Source organism: Candidatus Phyllobacterium onerii (assembly GCF_028331445.1).
Classification (GTDB): Bacteria; Pseudomonadota; Alphaproteobacteria; order Rhizobiales; family Rhizobiaceae; genus Phyllobacterium; species Phyllobacterium onerii.
In genome coordinates this window covers 1-26,080 of the sequence record NZ_JAQMHX010000025.1, presented here as the reverse complement: position 1 = coordinate 26,080, position 26,080 = coordinate 1, and the positions used below count along the sequence as shown (strand labels likewise).

Below are 26,080 nucleotides of genomic sequence, written 5' to 3'. Positions count from 1 at the left end.
TTTCAATCCTTCAGGTCAGGAAGGAGTGGAGCCTTATATCCGGCTGCAGTCATCACTTTCTCCATCTCTTTCGCCATATTGTTCAGGCCGTCGTTAACGGTCGTTTGGCCGGAGATGATTTGATTGAACCCCAGTTCGGTAATTGCCAGTATTTGAGCGGATTCGGGAATGAAAAATGGCAGTCTGGCGGTAGTCAAACCCTTGGAGAGCGCCTTCATCCATCGGTATTTTGGTTGATTTCCAAGGTCCGATTCCAATACGGCACGGCTGACGGGTGGCGATCCTGCCTCGGCATAAGCCATCTGTGCGTCCTTGGACTGGAACCAGTTCAGAAAGGCTAGCGCAGCCTTTTGACGATCTCCGGGGATGTTCTTTGGGATGCCTCCCAGCCAATGCCCGAGCCCGGGCGATGACTGAAAGCCCGGTGCATGCGGCGGCGGAGCGAACCCGACCTTGTCAACCACGGCAGACTGGTTCGGATCGTCAAATATAGAAGCGGCCAGAACAGCAATGATGTTGCCTGCCTTGCCCGTAGCCATATTCTGGAGAACGTTGGCTTGCGTCTGGCCGGCGGTTGACGGATGTCCGGCTTCCTTGGCCAGCTTCAGGTACATCTCCATCCCTGCCTTAGTCTCCGGGCTATTGACGATTATGCTGTAGTCGCCTGCCTTCTGATCCTTCAATAGACCGCCGCCGTAGCTCCAAATATAAGGGAGAACGTCATACGTGACGTCGAACGTTCCGCGCGCGCCACGTTGAACAATGCCGTACATGCTCGGGGGATTGTTCAGTGCCTTGGCATTGGCAAGAAGATCGTCCCAGGTCTCAGGGACTTTCAATCCTTTCTCCGCGTACAGGTCTGACCGATAGTGAAGGATCGGAATGAACGGGTTGATCGGGACCGACATCAGCTTGCCGGTCTTCGCGTCGATCTTGTTGGTCGATGGGTCCCAATAGACAGAATCATCAAACGTATAGAGATCCTTGTCGAGAGCGAAGTTCGGGTCGATGTCGTTCAGCGGAGACAAAAAGCCGCCCTTATACATCTCGATAAAGAAGCCGGCATTCATGATGAGAATGTCGTAGGGGCTCTCTTTCGAACGGACCGCACTCCGCTGCTTTTCCAGACTTCCTGCAAACGGATTGACGTCGAGCGAAACTGTATTGCCGGTCTTTTCCTGATATTGCCCCACGACAGTCTGAAACCCGGCGAACCAGGGTGACTGATTGATAACGATCGTAATGGGTACTTGGTCCTGCGCGTGGGATATATTCATGAATGCAAGGGGCAAGGTAAACGCAATCAATGCCCCGCGTATTTTCGCACACACGTTCATTCTTCTCTCCTCTCGCAAGGCGCAACCACCACCCGTCTCGTATCGTGGACACGGGGCCTCCCAGCCAATAAGTGTAGTTCACCGCACGGAGACTTGCATTTTCAGTTTTTTCTAACAACTAACTTCGAGTGCACAACCCATAGCTAAAAGTAATGGCACGCTTAGTTGTATGGGTCTTCGGCGCTGATTGTCCTGAGGGCTTGGATGACAACTGAGGCGGCGGGCGAAACCCAAGAATCCTTGCGTCTGACTATGCCTGCCGCTCGCTCGGACGTCAGCCCGGTCATCGGGAGTACAACCAGTCCCTCTCCCTCCGGATTGGTAACGGCCGTGCTGGTTGTATAGCTGAGTGCGTCTGAACATCGGACCAAACTGATCATGAAAGCAAGCGATTCAGTTTCGACAGTGGGTACGGGGGGCGAGACATTGTGCGACGTGAACTGGGCATCGAGCCTTTGTCGCGCCCGCGTTATTCCGTTTGGCAAGACCCACGGATAAGCCAGCAGTTCCTGTAAACTGACGGAATCCTTGAGTGACAGGGGATGTCCCTTTCGTGCGACGACACAAAGGTCGATAGATGTCAGGACCTCAACATCGAGGTCACTGGCATTCTGCGACCACGGTGTTTCCGATACCACGAAGTCAACTTCACCCCGGCGTAACTTCCGAAAAAGGGCTTCATCGAAACCTTCGGAGATGAAGATCTTCAACTCCGGCCGCGTTGAGATCGCCCGAGCGATGGCCTCCGGCAAATGCCTGCGCAACCAAGCCGGTCCAGCCCCAATGGTCACTGTTCCGCTATCGCCTTTTTGCAGGGCATTGAGTTCCGAGCGCGCTTCCGCCATCTGGACTTTGATACCTTGGGCGTGGCGAACGAGGTGTTTGCCGGCTTCGGTAAGTTCGACTCCTCTCGGAAAACGGTAAAAGAGCGCACTGCCAAGTTCCTCCTCGAGCAGTCTCATGCTCTTCGTAAGGGTTGGCTGCGCCACGTTAAGTTCCGCCGCGGCAAGAGTGATGCTCTTGCGCTCCGCTACCCGAAGAAAGTACGTCAACTGTCGCAGGTCCACGCGCACCTCGTAAGGGATCGGCAGTTTCGCCAGAAATTTCCACACTGCAGATTTATTCACCGACGTAAAGCGATCCGATGCTGTTCAGGTCCCACCGTTGCAGCATCCCCTCAAGGTTGCAATCAACTCCCTTGGCTGTCGGGCACGGACGCACTGGTAGATGGCAGTGCGGCCGCAGAGGCGAGATTCTTCGCAAGCTTGCCGTCGCTTGGCTGGAAGTTCGCCCCTGCCCCTGATCGGCCTGATCCTCGCTTTCGGCGCGGACCCGGCCAGCCACTTCAAGCCCACAAGGTAAACGCCATGACCGAGGACGCCCTAGTTCTCACCCGCGGCGTTGGCCGCGCAAGAGCGGACCCCATCGTCGTGATGGATAGCTGACAATGCCGACGAAATTTGGTGGACCTATACACTTGAAAAATCTGTTTTACATTTGTATGGTGTTTGAGATCCCTTATCGAGTCCGACGGAAAACTTCATGAGCCGTGCCCTTTTCATCCGTGGAGCCCATGACGCCTATGTAGCGCCGTTCAAGCTTCGCGACGGACGTCCGGGGGAAGTGCTCATCGACGTCGCCTCGGTCGGCCTCTGCGGTTCGGACCTCCATTACTACAAGGATGGCGGTATTGGCTCGGCAGTCGTCAAGGAGCCCTTCGTGCCGGGTCATGAGTTCGGCGGTTATCTGTGCGAGGACCTGGACGAACTTTCGCTTGCGCGCGGAGCGCTCGTTGCCGTGGATCCAAACAAGGCCTGCGGGCATTGTGAGTTCTGCGAACGGGGTCATCCCAATCTTTGCCCGAATGTTGAATTTATTGGCGCGCCGCCATTCGACGGAGCGATGACCGAGCGTATCTGGGTTCCGGCGGCGCAGGTCGTGCCGTTGCCGGCGAATTTCACGCCGCTTCAGGCGGTGATGCTGGAGCCCTTGGGCGTCGCCATTCACGCGGTTGATCTTGCCAAGCCGCGGCTGCTCGAGCAGGTGGCGCTCATCGGCAGCGGTCCCATCGGATTATTGATCCTCCAGGTCCTGAAGGCCGCCGGGGCAGGTGAGATTCTGGTCATCGACCCGCTTGAGCACCGCCGGGAAATGGCTGCCAGGCTTGGTGCAGCGCGCACGGGCACGTCGGTGGACGATATCCGTGGGTGGACCGGTCGCGTCGGTGCGCCACTGGTCATCGAGGCCACCAATTCTCCGCTTGGTTTCCGCGATGCCGTTCTTGCCGCGAAGATCGGCGGCCGCATTGTTTTGGTCGGCATCCCGGACGGCGATATCTACACACTGCCGGCCGCTGAAGCGCGCCGCCGTGGTCTTAAAATCAAATTCGCGCGCCGGATGGGGGAGGTCTATCCGCGTGCAATCGAACTCGTCGCTGGAGGAAAGGTCGATGTCAAGTCACTTGTGACGCATGAGGTCGCCCTGGACGAGGCGCCCGACACCTTCCGCAACCACGCGGACAATGCGCCGGGTTACATCAAGAGCTTGATCTATCCGAATGGAGTAACAAAACTGGGAGGATGACGTGAGGAAACTTTTATATGCATCGTTAAGCGCTGTGGCGCTTCTGGCCGGCGCAGTATCGCTGCCGTCGGCGGCTCTCGCCGATTGGCTGGAAACTGCGGCGCAGCCCTTCAAGGGCAAAGAGATCAATGTGATTTTCCTGGATCGTCCGGGCTATCGCGCGATAATCAAGCTGCTGCCGGAGTTCGAAAAGAAAACCGGTATCAAGGTCAATTACGAGATCGTGCCCTACGAGAACACCCGCGAGAAGCAGGTACTCAATTTCACCTCTAGTGGCGACCTGACGATCGCGCTGGTCGATCTGGTATGGATCGGCGAGTTCGCCGAAAATGGCTGGATCACGCCTATCGACGAATTCACAGCCGATAAATCCATCACCGATCCCAATTTGAACCTCACGGGATTCTTTCCGCTCCTGATCGACGCATTCGGATCGTGGGGCGGCAAGACCTACGGCCTGCCGTTCGACAACTATTCGGGCCTTTTATTCTATAACTCCTGCCAGTTGAAGGAAGCTGGCTTCGAGAAGCCACCGGCAACGTGGGACGAGCTCATGAAGGATTACGCACCGAAGCTGACGGACGCGTCCAAGAATCATTACGCCTTTGCCCTGCAGTCACTGCGTGGAGAGACACAATCGGCTGACAGTTTCATGCGCGTCCTCTGGCCCTTCGGCGGCTCGCTGCTGAACAAGGAATTCAAGTCAAACCTGCTCAGTTCCGAGAGCCAGAAGGGTTTGGCATTCCGCCAGGATCTGATGAAATACATGCCCCCGGGGATCGTCAGTTTCGACCACGCCGAAGCGGTCAATGCTCTGGCGCAGGGCCAGGTCTCGATGATCACCGAATGGTCAGCATTCTACGGCACCTTGACCGATCCGGCGACGTCGAAGTTGGGCGATTGTCTGGCCGTTGCCCCGGAGCCGGCCGGTCCGGCGGGCCGCCTGCCGGCCCTCGGCGGCTTTTCACTCGCTGTTGCCGAGCAGGCTCCGGACGATCTCAAGAAGGCTTCCTGGCTCTTCATCCAATGGGCAACTTCCGAAGAGATCGCTCGTCCCTATGTCGAAGCGGGAGGCGTTTCCGGTCGTACATCCATCTACGAGCAGCCCGACATCAAGGCGAAGTACAAGTTCGTCGAACCGATGGTTGCTTCCTGGCAAAAGGGCGTGCCTGAATTCCGTCCGCGGTTCCCGGCCTGGCCAGCGATTTCGGAAGTTGTGGCCGAATGGGGATCCAAGATGATGCTGGGCGAGGTCACGACCGAAGCCGGTGCCAAGGAAATCGGAACGCGTATGGAGGATATCCTGGCCAAGGAAGGTTACTATGATGGCAAGAAGGAATTGCTGCAGTAGGCAAGCCTTCAACAGTGGCGGGTGGATTCACCCGCCCTTGTTTTCACATACTATCTGTACCGGGAGCTTGCCTTGCCCAAACTCTACAACCAAGCGCTGCAGGAACTGGCAGGCGTTTTCGACCGCATCGACGAACAGGCGGTTGACGCTGCCGTTGCCGTGATCGCCGACGCAGATCGGATCGCGCTCTATGGTGTCGGGCGTGAAGGGCTGCAGATCAAGGGATTGGCCATGCGGCTCCATCACCTGGGACTGAAGGCAGCGGTCGTCGGGGATATGACGACACCACCTTTGGGTGGTGGCGATCTGCTGATCGTCTCCGCTGGGCCAGGGGGCTTCTCAACCGTTCTTGGACTGATGGGCGTGGCTGCCGCCGCGCGTGCCAGGACACTTGTCGTCACCGCGCAGCCCAATGGCGACGCGGCCAGACGCGCTGATCATGTCCTCACCATTCCCGCACAGACCATGGCCGACGATCGGGGAACGAACGTTTCTGTGCTGCCGATGGGATCGCTGTTCGAGGGCGCGCAGTATATTCTCTTCGAGGTGATGGTCCTGAAACTCCGGGAGCGACTTGGAATTTCGACCGAAGCCATGCGGGCCAACCACACCAATCTCGAGTAACGGCGCACCGAGTGAACGTGCAAGCAGGGAGAGAAATTCCGTGGCGCAGACACAGCCAAAACTCAATCCGGGATATGGACGCTGGACGCCTTTCTGGTTTCTCGCGCCGGCTGTGTTTGCTCTGCTCGTCATCGGCATATATCCGACAATTTCAGCCCTGATCACCTCGTTCAGGCGCTACAACATCACCCGTCCGCGTGACGGATTTCCCTTTGTCGGGCTGGACAACTACGTCAATATACTTTCCGATCAGACTTTCTGGCAGTCGCTCGGTCTGACGGCGCGTTTCTTTCTGACTGTTCTGCCATTCGAACTCTTCTTTGGCATCTGTGTTGCGCTGCTTTTGCATCGGCCGGGCCTCGGCATCTTGCGAGCCTTGGCACGCGTGTCGCTGGTAGTACCGCTGGCCACAACCTATGCTGTCGTCGGATTGATCGGGCGACTGGTCTTCAACCGCGATTTCGGCATTGCAAATCAGTTTCTCAACGCGATCGGCGTTGGCGGGCTCGACTGGCTGGGTTCAACAACGGGCGCATTCATCGCGATTGCCGTCATGGACATCTGGCAGTGGACGCCGTTCTGCGCCCTCATCTTCCTTGCCGGCCTGTCCATGGTGCCCGTCGAGATCGAGGAAGCGGCCCGGCTGGAAACCAGTTCCAAGACTGCGATGCTGCGCCATGTACAGCTGCCATATCTGCTGCCGGGCCTGACCGCGATGCTGATCCTGCGGTCGGCCGATATCCTCAAATTGTTCGACATGGTCTTTGTGATGACGCGGGGCGGGCCGGGCTCGGCGACGGATCTTGTGTCCATCTACATTCAGCGCGTGGGATTTCGCATCTTCGATATGGGCACGGCTTCGGCGCAAGCCATCCTCCTACTGATTGTGACGATCGTGCTCAGCCGGCTTTATATCAAGCTCATCTACAAGGAGATCGAATGATGTCCATGACGCTTCGCCGCATCCTGCATGGCCTGGGCTTGCTCATCGTCCTGTGTTTCACGCTGTTTCCGTTTTACTGGATGGTTTCATCGAGCTTCAAGGACCAGACCGACCTTCTGGCCTCACCGCCGGTTTGGTTTTTCACGCCGACACTGTCCAACTACGCTGATATTTTTGCCGACGAGAAAGTGTCCGGCGCAATCGTCAATTCACTGGTCGTCGCAACGCTGACGACCGCGCTGTCGGTCATTCTTGGCGCCCCGGCCGCCTATGCGCTGGCGCGTTTCAACTTTCGCGGCAAATCCGATCTCTGGTTCTGGTTCATTTCCAACCGGATGATCAGCCCTATCGTTCTGGCGCTGCCTGTCTATGTACTTGCGCTGCAATTGAAGCTGCTCGACACCCACCTCGTCCTGATCCTGATCTATCTCACGTTCAACCTGCCGATTGTCGTCTGGATATGCACCGATCAATTTCGCTCCATACCGATCGAACTGGAACAGGCAGCGCGTCTTGATGGAGCGGACCAGTTCACGATCTTCCGGAAGATCTATGTTCCGCTCGGGCTTCCGGGCATAGCCGTCTCAGCGATCTTCAGCTTCATCTTTTCCTGGAACGAGCTTCTCTATGCGCTGGTTCTCACACGCAGAAACGTGCAGACGGCTCCGGTGATAGCGACGAGCTTCATGTCCGGATATGAGTTGCCATGGGGCAAGATCATGGCGACGGGGACGGTGATTGTGCTGCCCGTGACGATCTTCGCGCTTCTCGTCTCCAAGCACATGGTCCGCGGACTCACGATGGGTGCAACGAAATGACGGAAGCCAAGTCCATACCCCTCGGGATCAATCTCTCGTTTTGCGTGAAGCGGTGGGTAACGCCGGATCTTTGGGCACCCATCGTGCAAGAACGGCTTGGCCTGGATCTGGTGCAATTTTCGTTTGATCTCGTGGATCCGGCGTGGCCGGAAGATATTCTCAGAGACTGCGGCAGAGATATCCGGCGAGCAGCCGGCGACCACGGGATCAGCATCCACAGCGCCTTTATCGGGCTTGCACATTACACGTTCAACCAGCTGCTCCATCCCGATCAGCGTGTCCGCGATGTGGCGGAAGACTGGATGAAGAAAGCTTATCGCTTTGCCGCCAGTGCAGGGATCGAAAGAGTTGGCGGGCCTCTCGGTGCTGTTGCGTCAAGGGCTGACGGTGTTGAAGCGGACAGCATTCCCGAGCGCGATTATGGTGATCTGATCCTGCGAATGCGACGCCTTTCCGAGGCGGCGAAGGAATACGGCATCGTCGAGCTCTATGTCGAGCCGACGCCCATGCGCCGGGAATGGCCGTGGACCGTGGAGCAGGCCGGGCGCATGGCGGCAGACGTTGCAGATACGCCGGTTCCGTGGAAATATTGTATCGACTGGGGGCATGCCACGTTGCAGCCGCTGTACGGCAAGGATCATGCAACGATGGGCGAATGGTTTCGGTCGCTGGCGCCGCATATCGGCATGATCCATCTGCAACAGACGGATTTCCAATTCGACCGGCATTGGGATTTCACAGAGATGGGAGCAGTGATCCCAAAGGAGGCGGCGAGCCAGCAACGGGAGTTCGGCCTTGGCGACAGGCCGATTTTCCTTGAGGTGTTCTACCCGTTCGAACGGGATGACGCGTCGGTCCTTCAGGCGCTCAGCCATACGACTACGATCCTCAAACCGGCCTTTGCCTGAGACACCATTGAACGAATTCACTTCAGACGAACTACTCTCAAACCCTGCCGCCGATACCGAGCAAATTCGCGCCCGGGTGGCCTGGTACTACTATGTCGGTGGTCTGACCCAGCAGGAGATCGCCGACAAGCTGTCGATCACCCGGCTGCGCGTCAACAAGATCGTCGTTCAGGCGCGGAGCGACGGACTGGTCAGTGTCGATATCAAGATGCCGCTTACCCGTTGTGTGGCGCTCGAAGAAAAGTTGAAGGGACGCTTTGGCCTTATCGATTGCTCGGTTGTGCCCTCGGTATCCCAAGCAGAAGACCTGCACCGTGTTTTGGGCCGCGCCACCGCTGCCATGCTCGATCCGCTCCTCATCGATGGCAAGGGTTTTGGCATCGGTTGGGGGCAAACGCTTTCGGCCGCGCGCAGACATCTGACGCCGCGCCGTCTGACAAATGCCTGGGTTGCGGCGCTGATGGGTGGTCTGACACGTGGGTCCGGCACGAACACTTTTGAGGTATCAACGGAATTTGCCCGCATTCTTGGCGCCGAATGTTATTACGTCGCAGCACCCATCTACTGTCCTTCGAGCGAGAGCCGCACCACATTGCTGACCCATTACGGTTTGGCAGAAGCGATGCAACGTGGCCGCAATACCGCGGTGGCCCTCATTGCCTGTGGTGACCTCTCCGACCATTCGCTTCTCGTAAGGACGCAGGTCGTGACCGAGAATCTGCCGACGCTCAGAGAGGCCGGTGCCGTCGGCGATATCCTCGGTGTATTCCTCGATCAAAACGGAGAACCTGTCGATCATCCACTGAACCAGCGTGTGATGGCGATGCGTCCCCCGAACCTCAAGCTCATTCCGTCATCGATCCTTGCTTCCGGCGGCATGCACAAGGCGCTTATCATCAAGGCGGTGTTGCGAGCGGGCTATGTCAATCGTCTCGTCACGGACGAAGATGTGGCGGAAGCGATCTTGAAGGACGCCGCATGAAAATGGCGACAATGGTGAGCGAATGATGAAGCATCTCCTTGCAATCGACGTGGGGACGCTGTCCGCGCGGGCTGGCCTTTTCGCTAGCGACGGCCAACTCATGGCAGATGCATCCGCTTCATTCAAACTAGTGACGCCGGCAGAACATCATGCGGTTTACCGCATGGACGATATCTGGAACGCCGTTTGTCTGGCGGCGACGGAATGCCTGTCGCAACGGCCTGAATTTGCATCCTCAGTCGCCGGTCTGGCTTTCGACGCGACTTCGTCCGTCTATATCGAAGCGGAAGGCGAGCCGCCTCTTGATGGAGGCGGCGATGTGATCTGCTGGATGGATCACCGGGCAGAATTTGAAGCGGCGGAAGTTGATGCAACAGGCCATCGCTTTCTCGATCATGTCGGCGGCTCGCTTTCGCCGGAAACCAATCTGCCAAAGCTGCTTTGGTTGAAGCGGCATAGACCGGCGGCGTGGGCGCGGGTAAGAGGCGCGCGCGACCTCTGTGACGAGCTCGCGCGCCGCGCGACGGGAGACGACCGTCATTCCGTCTGCGGGCTCGCTTGCAAATGGCCCTATCTCCCCGACGGAGCTGATCCATGGTGTCAGGATCTGCTCGACGATTTGGGTATTGGTGATCTGACAAAGCTCGGGAAACTCGGCGTCACACCAGGCAAGGTCGGAGAAGTGCACGGCAGGGTATCAGGCTCGGCTGCAGCGGCCATGGGCGTGCCGCAAGGCATACCGGTGGCTATCGGCCTGATCGATGCAGAGGCCGGAGCGCTGGGTGTTCTTGGACGAGATTATCGCAAGCGGATGAACAATCTGCTGCCGATGATTGCCGGTACATCAACCTGCTACATGCCGTTTGCGCAAGGACCCCGCCATATTCCCGGTGTGTGGGGCCCGTTCAAGGATGCGGTATTTCCCGGCTACTGGATGCACGAAGCCGGCCAAAGCCTTTCCGGCACGGCGCTCGACGCGCTGCTTGAGCATCATCCCGCAAGTCCCGGACAGCCGAGCAGCGCGCTTCACCTCGAAACCACCAATCGGATCCTGCAAATCCTTCAACAGGAAGGGGCGGCCTTAGCGGCGGCGCGCCACATTGTTCCGGACTGGCTCGGCAACCGCGCTCCACTCGGAGATGGACGCGTCCGTGCGCTGGTGACCGGCCTCGGGCTCGACACGGGGGAGCGGTCCTTGCTGGAAGCCTACTACGCCACGGCACGTGCACTGGCTTTGCAGACGCGGCAGATCATCGAACACTTAAACAGCCATGGCCAATATGCGATCGACAGTCTAGCTTTGGCGGGCGGTCAGCTGAACAATCCACTGCTCGTCCAGCTCTATCGCGATGCGACCGGAGCGAAACTTGTCATTAGCGACACCAGGGAACCGGTGCTGCTTGGAACCGCCATGGTAGCTGCTGTCGCTGCAGGGCTTCATAAAGATTTGTTCGCCAGTCTCGAAGCCATGGCACCCCGGCAGGAAACGCTCGACGCCGATCCGCGGTGGTGGCGGGCGCATGACGCTGCCTATCGCGTCTATCTAAAGCTTTTCGCCATAAGAAACGAGGTCGAGACCGCGGGCCGCGCGCTTGCAGCCTTTGTGCCTGTCAAAGAATCCGGAGTTTTTTGAATGTCTTTTCTTCGCCTCGACAATGTGGTCAAGCGCTATGGTGAACATTCGGCCGTCCAGGGCGTGAGTTTTTCGGCAGAGAAGGGCGAATTCGTTGTGTTCGTCGGGCCTTCCGGCTGCGGAAAATCAACGCTCCTGCGAATGATTGCCGGTCTTGAGGAGATCAGCGATGGCGATGTCCTCATCGACGAAAAGATTGTTACGCATGTGGAGCCGGCACGCCGCGAAGTGGCGATGGTGTTTCAGTCATATGCACTTTATCCGCATATGAGCGTGTTCGAAAATCTTGCCTTCGGGCTCCGAATGGTCAAGACCAAGGAGGACGAGATCAAGCGGCGCGTTGCCGAAGCAGCGCGGATATTGCAGATCGAGATGCTGCTTGAGCGCAAGCCTCGCCAGCTTTCAGGCGGTCAGCGCCAGCGTGTGGCGATCGGACGGGCAATCGTACGCAATCCGAAACTTTTTCTGTTCGACGAGCCGCTTTCAAATCTCGATGCGGAGCTGCGCACACAGATGCGTGTCGAAATTGCCAAGCTTCACCGCGCTCTCGGCGTCACCATGGTTTATGTCACGCATGATCAGATCGAAGCGATGACGCTTGCAGACCGCATCGTCGTCCTGCGGGCGGGGCTCGTCGAGCAGGTCGGAACACCGACTGAACTTTATGACAATCCGGCAAATATTTTTGTCGCGGGATTTATCGGTTCCCCAAAAATGAACTTTATCCCGGCCGTTGTGACCGGCGCCGCGGATCGCCAGCTGACTGTCTCCTGCCCCGCCTTTGCCGGCGGTACGCTGACTGTCGCCACGAAGCGCCAGCATCAGGTGAAGACGGGCGACACGGTGACGGTGGGCATGAGACCCGAGCATCTTGAGCTTCAATCGGCCACACCGGTACTGAGCCTGAAAGCAGACTTTGCCGAGTATCTTGGCGGCGCGAGCCAGATCTACGCTCTGCCCGAGGGGGCGCCGATGATGACGATCGTCGTGCCGGGCCGTCCGGCAATCGCAAGGAACGACACCCTGCCAATTGGAATTGCGCCGCAGCACATCTACCTGTTCGACAGTCAGGGTCTCGGTATCTGATGGGAACTTTTCTCGGCATTGACGTTGGCACCTCGTCCGTCAAGGCAATTCTGGTCGATGAGGATCAAAGATTGATCGCTGAGGGATCAGCGCCCCTCGACGTCTTGCGGCGCCGGCCAATGTGGTCGGAACAGAACCCTGAAGACTGGTGGAATGCTGCCGACGCGGCCGTGGGTCATATCCGCGCAACGGCCCCGTCCGATTTCCTGCAGCTTCAATCTATCGGTCTGTCCGGGCAGCAGCACAGCGCGACGTTGCTGGACCGCCACGGTTCAGTTCTGCGCCCCGCGATTCTTTGGAATGATGGGCGCTGCGGGCGCGAATGCGCCGAACTCCTCGAGCGGATACCGGATTTCTTCGCCCGTGCCTCGAACACAACTATGCCGGGCTTCACGGCACCCAAGCTGCTCTGGGTTGCGCGGCACGAGCCTGAACTTTTTGCAAAGGTCGCAAAGGTTCTGTTGCCCAAAGACTACCTCCGATACCGTCTCTCGGGGGCGTACGTATCAGACAAATCCGACTCGGCCGGCACCCTTTGGCTCGATATAGGACGGCGCGTATGGGATGACGTTCTGCTAAAGGGCGGTGGCATGAGACGATCGCAAATGCCCGACCTTGTCGAGGGGTCTGAACTCTCGACCGATCTTTCCGCCGAGGTAGCAGCTTTGTGGGGCCTGACTGGACGCAGGATTCCGATTGCCGGCGGCGGTGGAGACAATGCATCGTCAGCGGTTGGTATCGGCGCCGTCAGCCCGGGTGACGGATTTTTATCGCTAGGGACCTCCGGCGTGCTGTTCGTATCGACCGACCGGCTGGTTGCCCTGCCGGAGCGGACACTGCATGGCTTTTGCCACGCGCTGCCGCAGCGCTGGCATGGGATGGTCGTGGCGCTCTCGGCTGCGTCGGCACTGGCCTGGCTGGGCGCCCTGACAGGTCATGGCCGTGATGTCGCCGGTCTGATCGAAAAGGCGAAAATCTTTGCTTCGGACCCTGCACGTCGCGAGGCCGCCCCCGTCTTTCTGCCCTATCTCGCGGGAGAGAGAACGCCTCACAACGACCCGAACGCCACGGCGAAATTCGACGGTTTGCGGACGGAGCACGATGCCGGTGCACTGGCCTATGCCGTTCTGGAAGGCGTTGCCTTCGCGATGGCTGACGGACTCGAAGTGTTGAAGGCGGCAAACGCCGCGCCGCGATCCTGCATGCTGGTTGGTGGCGGGTCTCGCAGCAGCTACTGGAACGGCCTGCTTGCAGATGTCCTCGATCTACCGCTCGATTTGCCCGAGGGCGCCGAGATTGGAGCGGCGTTCGGTGCAGCACGCCTGGCAATGCTGGCGGTTGGTGCCGGGACGATGGAGTCGGTATGCCGGAAGCCCGCTGTTCGCATCCGCTTCGAACCAGATAAACACGCGGCGGCTGTCCTTCATGTGCGGCGACAACGTTACCTCCACATGTATTCACCTGCGGCGTAGAGATCGGCAAAGCGGCTGCCCGGTTCTAAAGAAATGCTGCAACGACGGACAGAACGAGGCTGCTCGAGATCACGCTTTCATGCGCGTCAGGATGGCAAGAGTACACAGAAATGCAACGCGGGTTTTGCATTGTCGTTGTTAATTCAACCTGACGATTGTGCCCCATCACGCTATCTTTACCGAAGTTCCACACAAAACATTATGCAACCGCACCGGTCGAGCCGAAACCCGCAATAACGCGATGTCCGCCCCTGCGCCGAGAGTCATTGCTGCAAGGCGCGCATCTCGTGCCTTAAACCCACTTGAATTATATCGTATCACGATATAACAGATGCGCAGCCAGTCACCTTCCCACGAAAGTCGCTATGTCTCATCATCCGTTCTCCCCCCGGTCCACACCCGCTCCAGGTGATTTTTCGACGGACTATCGCGTTTTGATCCTTGTCGCGATGGCAGCCATCGTCGGCACAGGTGGGACGTTTGCCGCCTGGTTTCTCATCAAGCTCATTGCTCTTGCCACCAATTTAGCCTGGTTCCAGCGTTTCTCTGTCGAAGACGTCTCCTATGCCAACATCACACCCGGCATCATGATGCTGATCGTTCCCGTGCTGGGCGGGTTGATCATCGGTCTGATGGCCCGCTACGGGTCCGAGAAAATCAGAGGTCACGGAATCCCGGAAGCGATTGAAGCGATCCTCATCGGCAGCAGCCGCATGCAGCCGAAGGTGGCTTTGTTGAAGCCGCTGTCATCGGCGATCGCCATCGGCACCGGGGGGCCGTTCGGCGCCGAAGGTCCGATCATCATGACCGGTGGGGCAATCGGCTCGCTGTTCGCACAATGCTTCCATCTGAGCGCGGCGGAGCGCAAGACGATACTGGTGGCAGGTGCAGCGGCGGGCATGACGGCGATCTTTGGCACACCGATCGCCGCAATCCTCCTGGCCGTCGAATTGCTCCTCTTCGAGTGGAAACCGCGCAGTCTCATCCCGGTAATGGTGGCAGCAGCGGTTGCCATCGCCTGGCGTCCCCTGCTCATGGGCGACGGGCCGTTGTTTCCGCTTTTCTTCAAGCATGATCTTTCCCTTCTTACCCTGGCCATGTGTGCCGTGGTTGGACTGACCATGGGCCTGTTGTCAGGTTTGTTGACGTCGCTCCTGTATGCGGCAGAAGATCTGTTCGCGCGGTTGCCATTGCATTGGATGTGGTGGCCGGCTTTAGGCGGCATCGCCATTGGGCTGGGCGGAATGATCGAGCCTCGGGCAATGGGTGTCGGCTATGACGTCATCCATGATCTGCTCAACAACAGCATCGACGCACACGCCGTATTGCTGCTGGTGGTCGTCAAGTCGATCATCTGGATACTGGCCTTGGCTTCGGGAACCTCGGGAGGCGTGCTGGCGCCTCTGCTGATCATTGGCGGATCGGTGGGGTTTCTCGAGGGGCAGTATTTTGCAGGTCCTGTCGAACTCTGGTCGCTGCTGGGCATGGCAGCCATGATGGGCGGCACAATGCGCTCGCCGCTGACCGGCATCATCTTTGCCGTAGAGCTGACCGGGAAAGTAGAACTCCTTGTGCCACTACTGGTCGCGACAGGCTGCGCCTATTGTGTGACCGTGCTTCTGCTCAAGCGCTCTATACTAACGGAAAAAATCGCCCGCCGCGGACAGCACATCACGCGAGAATACAGCATCGATCCGTTTGAACTCCTCCGGGTTTCGGAAGTGATGGTTGCCAATCCGGATACGCTCCCCGCTTCAATGCAGGTTGACGAGGCGGTCGCCTTTTTCACGGCGAGCCAACACAGGCATAAATCCTATCCGCTTGTCGACCAACAGAATTGCCTCGTCGGAATGGTTTCGCGGGCCGATGTTCTTCGTTGGAGTACGCAAGGCGATCATTCCGGCGAGACACTCTTTGAATGCGTCTCCGACAACGCCGTTCTATCCGGTTATCCGGATGAACTCGTCGCACGCCTGGCGGATCGGATGGTGTTAAACGACGCCGGCAGGGTAGCGATCATTGACCCGCAAACCGGGCATGTTGTTGGCCTTGTCGCACGGAAGGATTTACTGCGAACACGTCTTGCAAGCCATTCCGATGAAAAGGAGCGCACGGCGTATTTTCGCGAGCGCTCGAGAAATTCTGAACAGATTGCAGCTAAAGTCGTCAGCGACTAACCGATGAACTGCCGTCAGGTTTTGTTTCTTTTGCGGAGCTGGCCAAGGATTTCGGCCAGCTCTGGTCCAGTTCTTTGCAGTTCCAGCAAATGTGCCGAGGAAAGGTCTGCAAGCAAGGCATGTGCCTTGGGCGTCAGTCGAATATTAACCCGCCGCCGATCGTCTGCTTTGATCGACCGCTCAACCAGTTCGCTATCCTGCAGCCGGTTCACCAATTCCACGGCACTGTTGTGCTGGATCATTAAATGTTCAGCCAGATCACCGACACCCATTTCGCTGTCAGATGCAAATCCGCGAATGGCCAGAATTGCCTGATGCTGCTGTGCTGTCAGACCCCATTCCCGCGCCGCGCTTTCGCTGAAGCTCAGGAATGCCCGAACAGCGCGCCGAAATCGCGCCAGGGCAACATAATCTCCATCCTCGAGTTCCTGTTTCGATAGATTGGATTGATCAGCCATTGGCCTCTGTGCGTAAACGTACTCAGATGGAACATCATTATTTCAACGCTTTTCTACTCTGCAATAACAGATAACGAAAATGAAACCTACCCGGCCGCGGAACAACCCGTGCACAGCTCCAGATCGAGTTCAAAATTGAGTCCCTCCGTTACAGCGCCCTATGTCCCCCGGCTCGGAGTTAAACAGAAGCCAGCAGCAAACATTCGTTTGAAAATGCCAAGACCTGGCAACCCTGAAGGCGCGGAACCAACGACCCATCATTCCTTGCCAAGACGCCCGCTCTTCCACTCATAGCGGGACTGAATAACGACGCTCAACGTTCGTGGAAGCTTGCGCGCCGAGCGCTTATTGCGAATACATGTCAATGGCTATAGGTTTGCCTGGGGGCAATTAACTGCTGAACCTTCGAGGCAAAGTGCATGGCAACTGGTACAGTCAAGTTTTTCAATACGCAAAAGGGTTTCGGGTTCATCACGCCGGAAGGTGGAGGCACGGACGTGTTCGTGCACGTCTCCGCTATCGAGGGTGATGCGCTGAATGAAGGGCAACGCGTAAATTACGATCTGGGGCAAGATCGCAAGACCGGGAAATCGAAGGCGGAAAACGTTCGGGTGCTTTGAGTCGATAGAAGATTCATTGGGACACTTCGGTTAAAATCGCCTGTGCCGTCTCGCTCACGCCATTATACCGTGAGCTGGCTTCGCATCCTGAAATTGGGCTCCAGCTATTACGCCATGAGCGGCCCTATACGACACTCCCCAAAGATCAGCACAGGCCAGCCTGTCCAAAGGGGGCTCCGCAGAAAATTCCCTGAGGTGACACTCGCAAGCCTATGAAACATCCGGGCCTCTGTTGCCAGGTCGTGTGTGATTTGGAAGCTGGAGTGGGCGGTATCCCCGATCGCGCGCATTGCGGCACTGGTCCCGCTTTAAACTGCCCGTGTGGTTTCGCCCCCTTTTTTAGCACCCTGTTTGCCAGCATCCGCGGTATCTTTCCGCTCTTCAATGCGTGCAGCGCTGCCGCCGCTGCACCGGTGGTCAGAGCATTGGCCAGAACCTCGCGTAAAACGGATTGCTCACGAGACCGCGCAGCATTTTGACCGGCAGTGTCTTGGGAACCTTAAAGCCTGCAACCCGCTTCGGTCCGGCTTTGCGTTTTTACCCATGGTTTGGCATGGAAAAGCCAGTCAGTTCCCACGCTGCTTCAACTGCGCTTCAGTGTGTAGGATCGAGCTCGCTTGCGCCCGGTACTCGTATCGCGCGTGGCTACACGTTGCACTTCGTCATCCTCGGTGCCAAGCATCGGACGGTCTATGTCATCGGCCGTTGCATCACCCGACGAACTCGCGACACCCTCCACGGTTGAGACCTGCGGATCGCCAGTCCGGTCGTACTGGGAGGGGGGCAAGTCTTCTGATGCCGTTGGCGACCAGCCTTCCGAACGCCACGACTGCGCTCTTTCGTCGATGTCGACGCTGCCCTCGTCATCGAGAATGTCAAGGGCTTTGTCGGCCAGTTCGCCGCTCACCTCCGTGACGGTCACCAAAAACCCGCCGCGGCGAACGCCCTCGAAGTACGCGTCCCTATCCTCGGCGGGAAAAAAGAAATCGCCAATAGATTCCCAAAAGCCCATGCGGCGCTCGTCGGACGTTGCGTTTGGATCCAAGGTGTCGTCGCCTTCGACGAGACGAACTTTATTGTGATCGATTCCGGCATCCACCAACCGCAATACGGCTCGCTCCGCCATTTCGCGATCTTCGTAAAACGCCGTCAATGTAGTGGAAGCGCTTGGGTCATGATCCGCGCTTGAGACTTCGTTATAACTGGACATTTTGCAGTCTCCGGTTGTTTGATCCCACTCTCATGCCGCCCGTTTTGGACGTGACGCTAAACGCAACGGCACGTTCCAAAAGTCGGTCTTGCGCTGCTAACAAACGGCTTCTCAAATGGTTCCCAGAGCCGCACGTTGAAGATTTTCTTGGACTGTCCCGAGCCGCGTAACTGCCCAAGATGGAATGTTCAGTGGCATGATCACCCAAATTTGCAATGTTCATGATGGATGGATTGGGTCCCCGCCACGCCCACGGCGCAAAATAGAGCCACTGCCCGTGGGCTCGTCTGGTCGCGCGGCGAAAAACGCCTCCGAAGCAGAAACGTGCATCCAGGAAGCGAGCTGCTGACCATTGGATAATTTTGTGACTGTCGTATGCGTTTGTTCATTGATTTCGCGCTGAGCTCTTCTGGGCCGCCGGTCTTATTGCGACCGCACTGCTTGCCATCGCCAATTTATTGGTGGCCAAATTCCCGCAGCGATAGTAATTTCCAGCAATAGGCTGCGGACGGTTTGTATAAAACTCAGCGTCTTGGTTACTGACGTTCTCGGGCCGGGGCAGATTGCTACAAACACAGGAACGAATTCCATGCTCGGATTCACTGCGCTTGAGCTGGCCCGAATTCAGTTTGGTTTTACAATTTCATTCCACATTATTTTCCCGGCAATCACGATCGGTCTTGCAAGCTACCTCGCCGTTCTTGAAGGCTTGTGGTTGTGGAAGCAGGACGTCGTCCATCGCGACCTGTACCATTTCTGGTCGAAAATTTTCGCGGTTAATTTTGCCATGGGGGTGGTATCTGGCATTGTCATGGCCTACCAGTTCGGCACGAATTGGAGCTATTTTTCTGCATTTGCAGGAAGTATCACCGGCCCGTTGCTCACCTATGAAGTGCTAACCGCATTCTTCCTCGAGGCGGGTTTTCTCGGTGTCATGCTGTTCGGATGGAACAAGGTGGGTCCAGGCCTGCATTGGTTCGCCACCATCATGGTGGCAATCGGAACACTCGTGTCTGCAACTTGGATCCTTGCATCGAACAGCTGGATGCAGACACCGCAAGGATACGAAATTATCAGTGGCCGCGTTGTTCCGGTAGACTGGCTGCAGGTCATTTTCAATCCCTCCTTTCCCTACAGACTGGCGCATATGACCGTGGCGGCATTCCTTGCTACCGCCCTTTTCGTCGGCGCATCCGGTGCGTGGCATCTGCTTCGGGGCAATGATATTCGTCCGATACGCATTATGCTATCGATGGCCATGTGGATGCTGGTTCTCGTCACGCCGTTGCAAATCGCACTCGGCGACGCCCATGGCCTAAACACCCTCAAATATCAACCCGCCAAGATTGCAGCGATGGAGGGCCACTGGGGAAACACGCCGGGACAAAGCGTGCCGCTTATACTGTTCGGATGGCCCGACATGGCGGCTGAAAAGACGAAATTCGCGGTGGAAATTCCTCATCTCAGCAGCCTCATCCTTACCCATGAATGGAATGGCCAGTTTCCCGGGCTTAAGGAGTTTGCTCCCGACGACCGGCCAAATTCAACGGTGGTTTTCTGGACATTTCGCGTCATGGTGGGTTTGGGTGTCCTCATGCTCTTGTTGGGTGTATGGAGCTTGCTGTTACGGTATCGCCGAACCTTGTACCAATCGAAGCCGTTCTTGCGCTTTGCCGTTGCGATGGGGCCCTGCGGACTGATCGCCATACTCGCTGGATGGCTTACCACCGAGATCGGCAGGCAACCTTGGGTGGTCTATGGTGTCATGCGAACCAAGGATGCCGTGTCGAACCATTCGGCTCTGGCGCTGTCGACGACGCTGCTGGTTTTCATTGTGATCTACATCGCAGTTTTCGGCACCGGCGTGAGTTATATGTTGAGGCTGGTGGCCGCAGGGCCGGCGGACATTTCTGATTCTGAACGGCACGGTTCGCATCAGACACAGCGGCCGGCCAGGCCACTTTCGGCCGCGCCCGACGACGTGGATCCAACAATTGATCTACCGGAAAGCGAGGACCGATAGCATGGGAATTGACCTTCCGCTAATTTGGGCAATCATAATCGCATTCGGGTTGATGATGTATGTCATCATGGATGGTTTCGATCTCGGCATCGGGATCCTCTTTCCGTTCGTGCCGGACCGCGATGACCGCGATACGATGGTCAACACCGTCGCCCCCGTATGGGACGGCAATGAAACGTGGCTCGTCCTTGGCGGCGCGGCTTTGTTGGCGGCCTTTCCGCTTGCCTATTCAATCATCCTCAGCGCTTTGTATTTTCCTCTCTTTTTGATGCTCGGAGGCCTCATCTGGAGAGGTGTGGCATTCGAATTTCGCTTCAAAGCAAATGACAGTCATAAGCCATTTTGGGACAAAGCCTTTGCCTGGGGATCGTATGTTGCAACTTGCTCGCAGGGACTTGCGCTTGGAGGTTTTATCAATGGCTTTGAGGTCAAGGATGCCGCATTCAGCGGCGGTGTTCTCGATTGGCTTACCCCGTTCAGTCTCTTCACGGGGGCAGCGCTGGTTGTGGCATATGCGCTGCTTGGCTGCACGTGGCTAATCATGAAAACCGAAGGCGAATTGCAGCGCAGTATGATCAAGCTGGCGCGCCCAGCCACCCTGGCAGTGCTTGCAATTATCATCATCGTCAGTATTTGGACACCGCTGGCGCATGCCGATGTCGCAAACCGCTGGTTCGCCTTACCGAATATGTTGTTTTTTGCCCCGGTGCCAGCGCTTGTATTGGCTACAACTTGGGCCATCCTTCGCCTGCTTAGGGGTGAGCCCCACGTCGGGCCTTTTTTGTTCACCTTGTTCTTACTGTTTTTAGGCTACAGCGGGCTCGCTATAAGCCTTTGGCCAAATATAGTGCCCCCTGCGATATCCATTTGGGAAGCGGCAGGTCCAGCGGAGAGTATGGGTTTCACCCTTGTCGGCGCGCTCCTCGTGATACCGTGCATTCTGGCCTACACGGCGTGGTCATATTACGTCTTCCGAGGAAAGGTAAAACCAGGCGAAGGCTATCACTGATGCCGTCGGAACGGTCTCCTGTACCCGAGCACGGCCGGCTTCGACGGCTGGGATGGCTGGTGCTAATCTGGGCCGCAAGCGTGGCAGCACTCGCAGTTGTAGCCGGTCTTTTTCGCGTCCTCATGAGTATTGCCGGTCTTACTGTTTGAGACAAGTTGAGCGGATACACCCTGACACGTGGTGGTCGGTGGCTGTTCGGCAGATTGGTGAGGGACCCAGCAACAGCCGGCGAGACTTCGATACATGTCGCCGTTCACTTCGACATACGGATTGACTATAGAGGATGCTCCTGATGGGTCGCCAATGATCGGACCACCCGATGAATCTCATTGGCAGCAGCGACGTGACGGTTACGCCCGGATAAATGTCCTCCGCACATTTACGCCGACAGGATCTGTGCAGTTACAAAGCAGCGGCAGCCGTACAAGACACACCCAGATGGTCAGTTTCCTTTCTTGCAATAGCAGCACATTTGTAGATGCTGATCTAAGGATTGTCAGCAGCGGTCTTCTTCCAGGACGCAAGTGAGGTCAAGCCTCACCGAATTATTTGGCAATCAATGAGCCTCGTTCTTCAACACAATCGTAGCGGCGCGGAACCAAGTTTTTATGCTTGAGTTTCCAGCCTGCCGAGACAGTCGGCTGTGTCCCTGATGACTCCCCTGCCCCAATTCGTGGCTGATACCAGGCGGTGACAGGCTCACCGTCATTTTCACTGACAGCCTGATCAAGGTCAGAGGCGCTCGGCCGCGAGTGTCAGTGACCCGGCCCGCGATTGTAGTGCGTATCCGGCAGGCCGGGTCCGGACTTGCCCGTCGCGATTCATTAGAGTTTAGTAGTTCGGTGCGGCGTCCGCCTGCTAAAATCGGCTCACCAGGCCGCATGGGCGGTGATCGCGGTCATTATGATTTGATGTTATTCTGCTGCTTATTCACCCAGGACCTCGTGATGATCAACCCTAACGCAAAAATACGCATATTCATCCCGGATGAGATACTAACAAGTACCGTCAAAACGTTCAGCAATGCCAAGGATGCGCTTGCAGCGATGCGCGAGCATTCAGTCCTCAAGGTAGATGTTGACGGATACGGCCCAATGACCCCGGATGAGTTTGTTGCCTGTTGCGCCGAACTCGGCTTGACCAGACAATAGCTGGCATGCACCTCCTTTGCGGTTATGCTTTGCTCCTGCTGCGCCACAGGTTGATCACCCGGACGCCCTCCGGCTGCGAAAATTCCAAATCGGCTTACACAAACAAGTGTTCAGCTTAATTGACTTATAATTATAACCGTCCATATTGATAATAATAAACTGTGCGAGGTTACCATGAGCAGCACTGGTCAACCGCTAGCTGACGAAATTGAACGCGATCTACTGATGCTAACGACCGATGGAATCGTTGGTAGGAAATCAGCGTTTCCGCGCGAATGGGCTGAATCGATGCGCGAAGATATGATGACCGCTTTCTGGTCTGCGATTCAGCAGCCAGGCGGAGCAGTAGGACGCGGCCCGCGGCGCTGGTATGTGGAAATCCATCCTGAGGAATTTGGAGGCTTTGTTGACCTTGTTACGCACCCGTGGGTTGTAGGGATGTGTGAAAAGACGCTTGGAAAGGACTACCAAATTGTCGAAATCGGTTTTGATGTTCCTTTCCAAGGTGCCAAATATCAACCTTGGCACAGAGATTTCCCCTCTCCGGCAGAAACCTATGCAGATCGGCGCGTCACGTCCCTGGCTTTTAACTTGACGGGTGTGGATGTCACGGACGACATGGGGCCGTTTGAAGTCGCGCTTGGCACGCAATACATTGACGGTCGTGCGTGGAAGCATGAAATGTTTCCGCCCAAGGAGAGCTGGCAGGAGTTTCAGAGCAAAGCCGTTCGCAAGTTTCCCCAACTCGGCGATATTTCCTGCCGTTCGGCGCTGACCGTGCATAGGGGAACAGCACATGCATCGCCGATTGCCCGACCCGTGCTGGTGCTCGGGGTCGATGCTCCCGGAGCAGGACACGCGGAGCTGCATGACCTGATGGTGACCCAAACCTATTTCGATGCCTTACCCGATTCAGTGAAAGAGCATTTGGTATGTCGGGTGGTCGATGCGTTGGAACCTGTGATTCAAAAGCACGACATCGAAGGATTGGTTATGGGTGCCGATCCTGAATAATCTGCAGAGTTGAACTCTCTGGGCACATTGCTTACGCCGGCAAGGCTGATGTTGGCAGGAACTGATTCTAGATGGAATACTTGTCGTCGTTCCAACCGTGGAGCCTCGGCCCCCGCGTTCCGCCCAAAGCTTTTCCGGCCGGTTCTCGAACTCCGTGCGGGAGACGTAAACCTCGGAGCCGTCGAGGGGAAAATCAACAGCACGGTCGATTCCTAACCTGTCGACTCGTCCAAGGTGTGTGCAACCACCGCTCCCCGCTCTGCCATGGGACGTGGTGCACCGGTGGTGCTGTCCTTCGCAGTTTGCTGCTCGAGTTTTGCATTAAGTTCGGCTCCGAAGATCAGGATTATCAAGGAGATTCAGGTCCACGTCATCAGGCCGACGACCGCGCCCAAGGTCCATAGCTTGCATTGCAATCTGCAAAGTTGGCGAGATGGACCGTGAAAGCGGCGGAGGCAATGATCCATAGCAAGGATTCTGATTGATCCCATCTGCCTCTCCTGGTTGCCAAGTGGCCTCCGCCTTCGGTGGCCCCAGCGAACTCGTCGCGGAAGGAGGGGTGCCGTCGATCATCTCGTAAACAGCTTTCGCGCGACCGCGCGTTGCCATAAGCGAAGAAGGGCCGGCGAAGGGCTCACGTGTTTCTGGGGGCTGGTGAACACGCCTTCCAGTTATTTCTCTGGGCGCCAAAAGGCGACGTCCGGCTATTTGATTGCACCGCGATAATTATTGCTGGCCACAGTAGCGCATTGTTGCCGTTCCGATAGTTTGAAACGTCCCGTTGCTGGTTACTGTCGTTGCGCAGATCGTCGTTTTGGGATTCCACCAATACGTGATCGAACCTTGCTGTTGGGTAAACGAGTACCCGCGCGCGCGCATCTGAGCTTGAGCGCCGGCGGCAGGGGCATTTACCAGATCGGCAAGGTCGACCGGTGCGCCCTCCGCCGTGGTAGCGGTCGCATCCATGGCAGGCGGCGCGGCTGATGCTGGCACGCCGTCAGAAGTGGTGCCATTCGACTGGCATCCGGTAAGAGACATCATCGCTAGTATCAATATTGCAATTGCAGCGCGCATTCTGTGTTCCCCATATTGCTCCGAGCCCCCCGCTGGATGTTTCTCCAAATATGACAATCAGATGTTCTGTCACAACGCCCTGCAAACGCCCGATACGTCGCATTGCCCGTTACTTGATCCGGCCAAGGTTGATCAGTTGCACGCGCCGGTTGTCGGCGGCCTTCGGGTTGGCCGGATCGACGGGCATCTCCTGGCCCACGCCAACGGAAGAAAGCCGGTTGCGCGGAATGGCAAACGTCGTTGCCAAGGCTTCCGTAATCGCATCGGCGCGCTGCTGGCTCAGCTTCAGATTGTGTTTGGCATCGCCCGTCGAACTGGTGTGTCCAACCACCAGGAACTGGTAAAACATCAAATTGGGATGATGCAGGGCATCGGCGATCAGGCCGACCGTCCGGTATGACTTCGGTTCGATGGCGATAGAATCATTCTCGAAATCAATCTCGACGAGCAGCTGCGACAGGTTGGCAAGCTGGCTCCAGTTCGGCTGGCCGGCAACGCCTTTGCCAACATTGGCATTGGCTTCCTGCGTGAGCAAAGCCGGATCGATGACGGGCGCTGCCTTGGAGATCTGGCTCAGAGTGCTGATCAGCTGCTGATTGTTGAGCTGCTGAGCCGAGGCATTGCCGGCGGCGAGCAAAAGTCCCAGCGCCAATCCCGCGCGAAGGTGACGAACAAACATTTTCTTTCCCTCGATTGTGGTCATGATCTAGCGCCATCCCGCATCTGTGATTGCCTGGTTGCATTTGCCGTTGTCGACGCGTTTCGAATTCAACAGACAGGCCAGAATGTTGCCCTCCCCTTTGACGCCCCCGCAGTACTGCGCGGCATCGTGCGCACATATCTTGAAGAACCCGGTCTGCGCCGCCTGCCGTTGCTGGATCGAAGCGGTCACCTGTCCCAGCGTGGAGGTACAGGTGGGCGAAACCTTTGCTTGGTTTTGCTGCAGGCAGTCCTGTATCCGGTTATTGCCGAGATTGAGGCCCTTACAGACCTTCTTGATGTCCGCGCCACAGTCCTTGGCAAGCGCCGTCACCGCATCGGCATAACTCATCGTATCGGCTCGACCAATCCCAGCCAAGGATAGCGAAGCGATCACAATCGCCCCGCCAATTAAACTAGATCTGTTCATTGCTGATACTCCCGAGATTGATTTCCAGCGGCAGTCTATCGAATGGCTGAGAAGTGGCTATTGTCCTTAAGGGAAGGCAATCGTTCGCCTAAGCGGCCAACGCCTTGTCGATGGCGTCGATCAGGGAGGTGGCGGCAAATGGCTTGCGCAAATACGCAATGCAGCCTGTCCGGGCCGCTTCCGCTTCCAAAGCATCGTCTTCGAGAGCGGTCATGAAAATCACCGGAAGTTTTGAGCCGGCGTCCCTCAATTGGCGCTGCAATTCGATCCCGGACATGCCGCCAAGATCGACGTCGAGCACGAGGCAGTCGATCTTAGTGACGGGGCGATCCAGATAATCTTCGGCCGACGAATATGCTTGTGTCGTATATCCGTGGACATTGAGCAGCCGCTGAACACTTTTCAACATACTCGGATCGTCCTCCACGACAGCAATCGTCCATGGCAGCTTTTCCACCTGATCCTCTTTTCAGCCGGT

The 26,080-nt window shown here is 57.0% G+C and carries 25 protein-coding genes; 17 read left to right on the top strand and 8 right to left on the bottom strand.

What is annotated here, in order from left to right; genetic code table 11:
- Nucleotides 1–2 precede the first annotated feature (2 nt).
- Both PHA01_RS27895 and PHA01_RS27890 read right to left on the bottom strand, forming a co-directional pair.
- Nucleotides 3–1,337 (bottom strand): extracellular solute-binding protein, encoded by a 1,335-nt coding sequence (locus tag PHA01_RS27895; RefSeq protein WP_271899518.1) that lies wholly within the window; start codon nucleotides 1,335–1,337, stop codon nucleotides 3–5.
- A gap of 161 nt (nucleotides 1,338–1,498) precedes the next feature.
- Nucleotides 1,499–2,464, bottom strand: coding sequence for a LysR family transcriptional regulator (locus PHA01_RS27890; protein ID WP_271899517.1), 966 nt, complete (start codon nucleotides 2,462–2,464; stop codon nucleotides 1,499–1,501).
- A 415-nt stretch (nucleotides 2,465–2,879) separates the two neighbouring features.
- On the opposite strand from PHA01_RS27890, the gene PHA01_RS27885 reads away from it, so the two are divergent.
- From PHA01_RS27885 to PHA01_RS27835, 11 genes are all read left to right on the top strand, one after another.
- Nucleotides 2,880–3,920: a zinc-dependent alcohol dehydrogenase gene (locus PHA01_RS27885; protein ID WP_271899516.1), complete on the top strand. Its 1,041-nt coding sequence runs from the start codon at nucleotides 2,880–2,882 to the stop codon at nucleotides 3,918–3,920.
- 1 nt (nucleotide 3,921) lies between these two features.
- Nucleotides 3,922–5,271, top strand: a complete 1,350-nt coding sequence (locus PHA01_RS27880) for an ABC transporter substrate-binding protein (protein ID WP_271899515.1) — start codon at nucleotides 3,922–3,924, stop codon at nucleotides 5,269–5,271.
- Between the two features lie 72 nt (nucleotides 5,272–5,343).
- Entirely contained in the window at nucleotides 5,344–5,895 is a 552-nt protein-coding gene (locus PHA01_RS27875) for an SIS domain-containing protein (RefSeq protein ID WP_271899514.1), read from the top strand.
- A gap of 40 nt (nucleotides 5,896–5,935) precedes the next feature.
- Complete coding sequence (locus tag PHA01_RS27870) at nucleotides 5,936–6,838, top strand: carbohydrate ABC transporter permease (protein ID WP_271899513.1); 903 nt, start codon at nucleotides 5,936–5,938, stop codon at nucleotides 6,836–6,838.
- A complete protein-coding gene (locus PHA01_RS27865) occupies nucleotides 6,835–7,656 on the top strand; it encodes a carbohydrate ABC transporter permease (protein ID WP_271899512.1) in 822 nt (273 codons plus the stop codon). The genes PHA01_RS27870 and PHA01_RS27865 overlap by 4 nt, the downstream gene beginning before the upstream one ends.
- Nucleotides 7,653–8,564, top strand: a complete 912-nt coding sequence (locus tag PHA01_RS27860) for a sugar phosphate isomerase/epimerase family protein (RefSeq protein WP_271899511.1) — start codon at nucleotides 7,653–7,655, stop codon at nucleotides 8,562–8,564. The genes PHA01_RS27865 and PHA01_RS27860 overlap by 4 nt, the downstream gene beginning before the upstream one ends.
- 7 nt (nucleotides 8,565–8,571) lie before the next feature.
- Nucleotides 8,572–9,546 (top strand): sugar-binding transcriptional regulator, encoded by a 975-nt coding sequence (locus PHA01_RS27855; protein ID WP_271899510.1) that lies wholly within the window; start codon nucleotides 8,572–8,574, stop codon nucleotides 9,544–9,546.
- Between the two features lie 22 nt (nucleotides 9,547–9,568).
- Nucleotides 9,569–11,179, top strand: a complete 1,611-nt coding sequence (locus PHA01_RS27850; protein WP_271899509.1) for an FGGY-family carbohydrate kinase — start codon at nucleotides 9,569–9,571, stop codon at nucleotides 11,177–11,179.
- Nucleotides 11,180–12,265: an ABC transporter ATP-binding protein gene (locus tag PHA01_RS27845; protein WP_271899508.1), complete on the top strand. Its 1,086-nt coding sequence runs from the start codon at nucleotides 11,180–11,182 to the stop codon at nucleotides 12,263–12,265.
- Nucleotides 12,265–13,737: a xylulokinase gene (gene xylB / locus PHA01_RS27840; RefSeq protein ID WP_271899507.1), complete on the top strand. Its 1,473-nt coding sequence runs from the start codon at nucleotides 12,265–12,267 to the stop codon at nucleotides 13,735–13,737. Before PHA01_RS27845 ends, xylB begins: the two co-directional genes overlap by 1 nt.
- 365 nt (nucleotides 13,738–14,102) lie before the next feature.
- Entirely contained in the window at nucleotides 14,103–15,914 is a 1,812-nt protein-coding gene (locus PHA01_RS27835; protein ID WP_271899506.1) for a chloride channel protein, read from the top strand.
- Nucleotides 15,915–15,928: 14 nt separating this feature from the next.
- On the opposite strand, the gene PHA01_RS27830 is transcribed toward PHA01_RS27835, so the two are convergent.
- Nucleotides 15,929–16,372 (bottom strand): MarR family winged helix-turn-helix transcriptional regulator, encoded by a 444-nt coding sequence (locus tag PHA01_RS27830; protein WP_271899505.1) that lies wholly within the window; start codon nucleotides 16,370–16,372, stop codon nucleotides 15,929–15,931.
- Between the two features lie 419 nt (nucleotides 16,373–16,791).
- Between PHA01_RS27830 and PHA01_RS27825 the strand changes: the two genes are divergently transcribed.
- Nucleotides 16,792–16,992 (top strand): cold-shock protein, encoded by a 201-nt coding sequence (locus tag PHA01_RS27825; protein WP_224515437.1) that lies wholly within the window; start codon nucleotides 16,792–16,794, stop codon nucleotides 16,990–16,992.
- A 583-nt stretch (nucleotides 16,993–17,575) separates the two neighbouring features.
- On the opposite strand, the gene PHA01_RS27820 is transcribed toward PHA01_RS27825, so the two are convergent.
- Complete coding sequence (locus PHA01_RS27820; protein WP_271899504.1) at nucleotides 17,576–18,202, bottom strand: hypothetical protein; 627 nt, start codon at nucleotides 18,200–18,202, stop codon at nucleotides 17,576–17,578.
- 589 nt (nucleotides 18,203–18,791) lie between these two features.
- Here PHA01_RS27820 and PHA01_RS27815 point away from each other — a divergent pair.
- The 5 genes from PHA01_RS27815 (at nucleotide 18,792) to PHA01_RS27795 (ending at nucleotide 23,399) form a co-directional block, all read left to right on the top strand.
- On the top strand, nucleotides 18,792–20,225 hold the full coding sequence (locus tag PHA01_RS27815) for a cytochrome ubiquinol oxidase subunit I (RefSeq protein ID WP_271899503.1): 1,434 nt from the start codon (nucleotides 18,792–18,794) through the stop codon (nucleotides 20,223–20,225).
- Between the two features lies 1 nt (nucleotide 20,226).
- Nucleotides 20,227–21,234 (top strand): cytochrome d ubiquinol oxidase subunit II, encoded by a 1,008-nt coding sequence (gene cydB, locus PHA01_RS27810; RefSeq protein WP_271899502.1) that lies wholly within the window; start codon nucleotides 20,227–20,229, stop codon nucleotides 21,232–21,234.
- Nucleotides 21,234–21,383, top strand: coding sequence for a DUF2474 family protein (locus tag PHA01_RS27805; protein WP_271899501.1), 150 nt, complete (start codon nucleotides 21,234–21,236; stop codon nucleotides 21,381–21,383). Before cydB ends, PHA01_RS27805 begins: the two co-directional genes overlap by 1 nt.
- A gap of 798 nt (nucleotides 21,384–22,181) precedes the next feature.
- Nucleotides 22,182–22,385 (top strand): hypothetical protein, encoded by a 204-nt coding sequence (locus PHA01_RS27800; RefSeq protein WP_271899500.1) that lies wholly within the window; start codon nucleotides 22,182–22,184, stop codon nucleotides 22,383–22,385.
- A gap of 174 nt (nucleotides 22,386–22,559) precedes the next feature.
- Nucleotides 22,560–23,399, top strand: a complete 840-nt coding sequence (locus tag PHA01_RS27795; protein ID WP_271899499.1) for a phytanoyl-CoA dioxygenase family protein — start codon at nucleotides 22,560–22,562, stop codon at nucleotides 23,397–23,399.
- Between the two features lie 726 nt (nucleotides 23,400–24,125).
- On the opposite strand, the gene PHA01_RS27790 is transcribed toward PHA01_RS27795, so the two are convergent.
- From PHA01_RS27790 to PHA01_RS27775, 4 genes are all read right to left on the bottom strand, one after another.
- Nucleotides 24,126–24,473, bottom strand: a complete 348-nt coding sequence (locus tag PHA01_RS27790; RefSeq protein WP_271899498.1) for a hypothetical protein — start codon at nucleotides 24,471–24,473, stop codon at nucleotides 24,126–24,128.
- Between the two features lie 109 nt (nucleotides 24,474–24,582).
- Nucleotides 24,583–25,152: an OmpA family protein gene (locus tag PHA01_RS27785; RefSeq protein WP_271899497.1), complete on the bottom strand. Its 570-nt coding sequence runs from the start codon at nucleotides 25,150–25,152 to the stop codon at nucleotides 24,583–24,585.
- A gap of 27 nt (nucleotides 25,153–25,179) precedes the next feature.
- Nucleotides 25,180–25,602 carry a hypothetical protein gene (locus PHA01_RS27780; protein WP_271899496.1) on the bottom strand — a complete coding sequence of 141 codons (423 nt, stop codon included), beginning with the start codon at nucleotides 25,600–25,602 and terminating at the stop codon, nucleotides 25,180–25,182.
- Nucleotides 25,603–25,690: 88 nt separating this feature from the next.
- The gene (locus tag PHA01_RS27775) at nucleotides 25,691–26,059 is read right to left on the bottom strand and encodes a response regulator transcription factor (protein ID WP_271899495.1); all 369 of its coding nucleotides are present in this window, start codon (nucleotides 26,057–26,059) and stop codon (nucleotides 25,691–25,693) included.
- Between the last annotated feature and the right edge of the window lie 21 nt (nucleotides 26,060–26,080).

Coding starts and splice junctions, on each gene's coding strand:
- PHA01_RS27790 (WP_271899498.1), bottom strand. CDS start 24,473: ATGCGCGCTGCAATTGCAATATTGATACTAGCGATGATGTCTCTTACC.
- xylB (WP_271899507.1), top strand. CDS start 12,265: ATGGGAACTTTTCTCGGCATTGACGTTGGCACCTCGTCCGTCAAGGCA.
- PHA01_RS27850 (WP_271899509.1), top strand. CDS start 9,569: ATGATGAAGCATCTCCTTGCAATCGACGTGGGGACGCTGTCCGCGCGG.
- PHA01_RS27825 (WP_224515437.1), top strand. CDS start 16,792: ATGGCAACTGGTACAGTCAAGTTTTTCAATACGCAAAAGGGTTTCGGG.
- PHA01_RS27780 (WP_271899496.1), bottom strand. CDS start 25,602: ATGAACAGATCTAGTTTAATTGGCGGGGCGATTGTGATCGCTTCGCTA.
- PHA01_RS27895 (WP_271899518.1), bottom strand. CDS start 1,337: ATGAACGTGTGTGCGAAAATACGCGGGGCATTGATTGCGTTTACCTTG.
- PHA01_RS27805 (WP_271899501.1), top strand. CDS start 21,234: ATGCCGTCGGAACGGTCTCCTGTACCCGAGCACGGCCGGCTTCGACGG.
- PHA01_RS27800 (WP_271899500.1), top strand. CDS start 22,182: ATGATCAACCCTAACGCAAAAATACGCATATTCATCCCGGATGAGATA.
- PHA01_RS27885 (WP_271899516.1), top strand. CDS start 2,880: ATGAGCCGTGCCCTTTTCATCCGTGGAGCCCATGACGCCTATGTAGCG.
- PHA01_RS27865 (WP_271899512.1), top strand. CDS start 6,835: ATGATGTCCATGACGCTTCGCCGCATCCTGCATGGCCTGGGCTTGCTC.
- PHA01_RS27795 (WP_271899499.1), top strand. CDS start 22,560: ATGAGCAGCACTGGTCAACCGCTAGCTGACGAAATTGAACGCGATCTA.
- cydB (WP_271899502.1), top strand. CDS start 20,227: ATGGGAATTGACCTTCCGCTAATTTGGGCAATCATAATCGCATTCGGG.
- PHA01_RS27860 (WP_271899511.1), top strand. CDS start 7,653: ATGACGGAAGCCAAGTCCATACCCCTCGGGATCAATCTCTCGTTTTGC.
- PHA01_RS27845 (WP_271899508.1), top strand. CDS start 11,180: ATGTCTTTTCTTCGCCTCGACAATGTGGTCAAGCGCTATGGTGAACAT.
- PHA01_RS27830 (WP_271899505.1), bottom strand. CDS start 16,372: ATGGCTGATCAATCCAATCTATCGAAACAGGAACTCGAGGATGGAGAT.
- PHA01_RS27835 (WP_271899506.1), top strand. CDS start 14,103: ATGTCTCATCATCCGTTCTCCCCCCGGTCCACACCCGCTCCAGGTGAT.
- PHA01_RS27785 (WP_271899497.1), bottom strand. CDS start 25,152: ATGTTTGTTCGTCACCTTCGCGCGGGATTGGCGCTGGGACTTTTGCTC.
- PHA01_RS27815 (WP_271899503.1), top strand. CDS start 18,792: ATGCTCGGATTCACTGCGCTTGAGCTGGCCCGAATTCAGTTTGGTTTT.
- PHA01_RS27820 (WP_271899504.1), bottom strand. CDS start 18,202: ATGTCCAGTTATAACGAAGTCTCAAGCGCGGATCATGACCCAAGCGCT.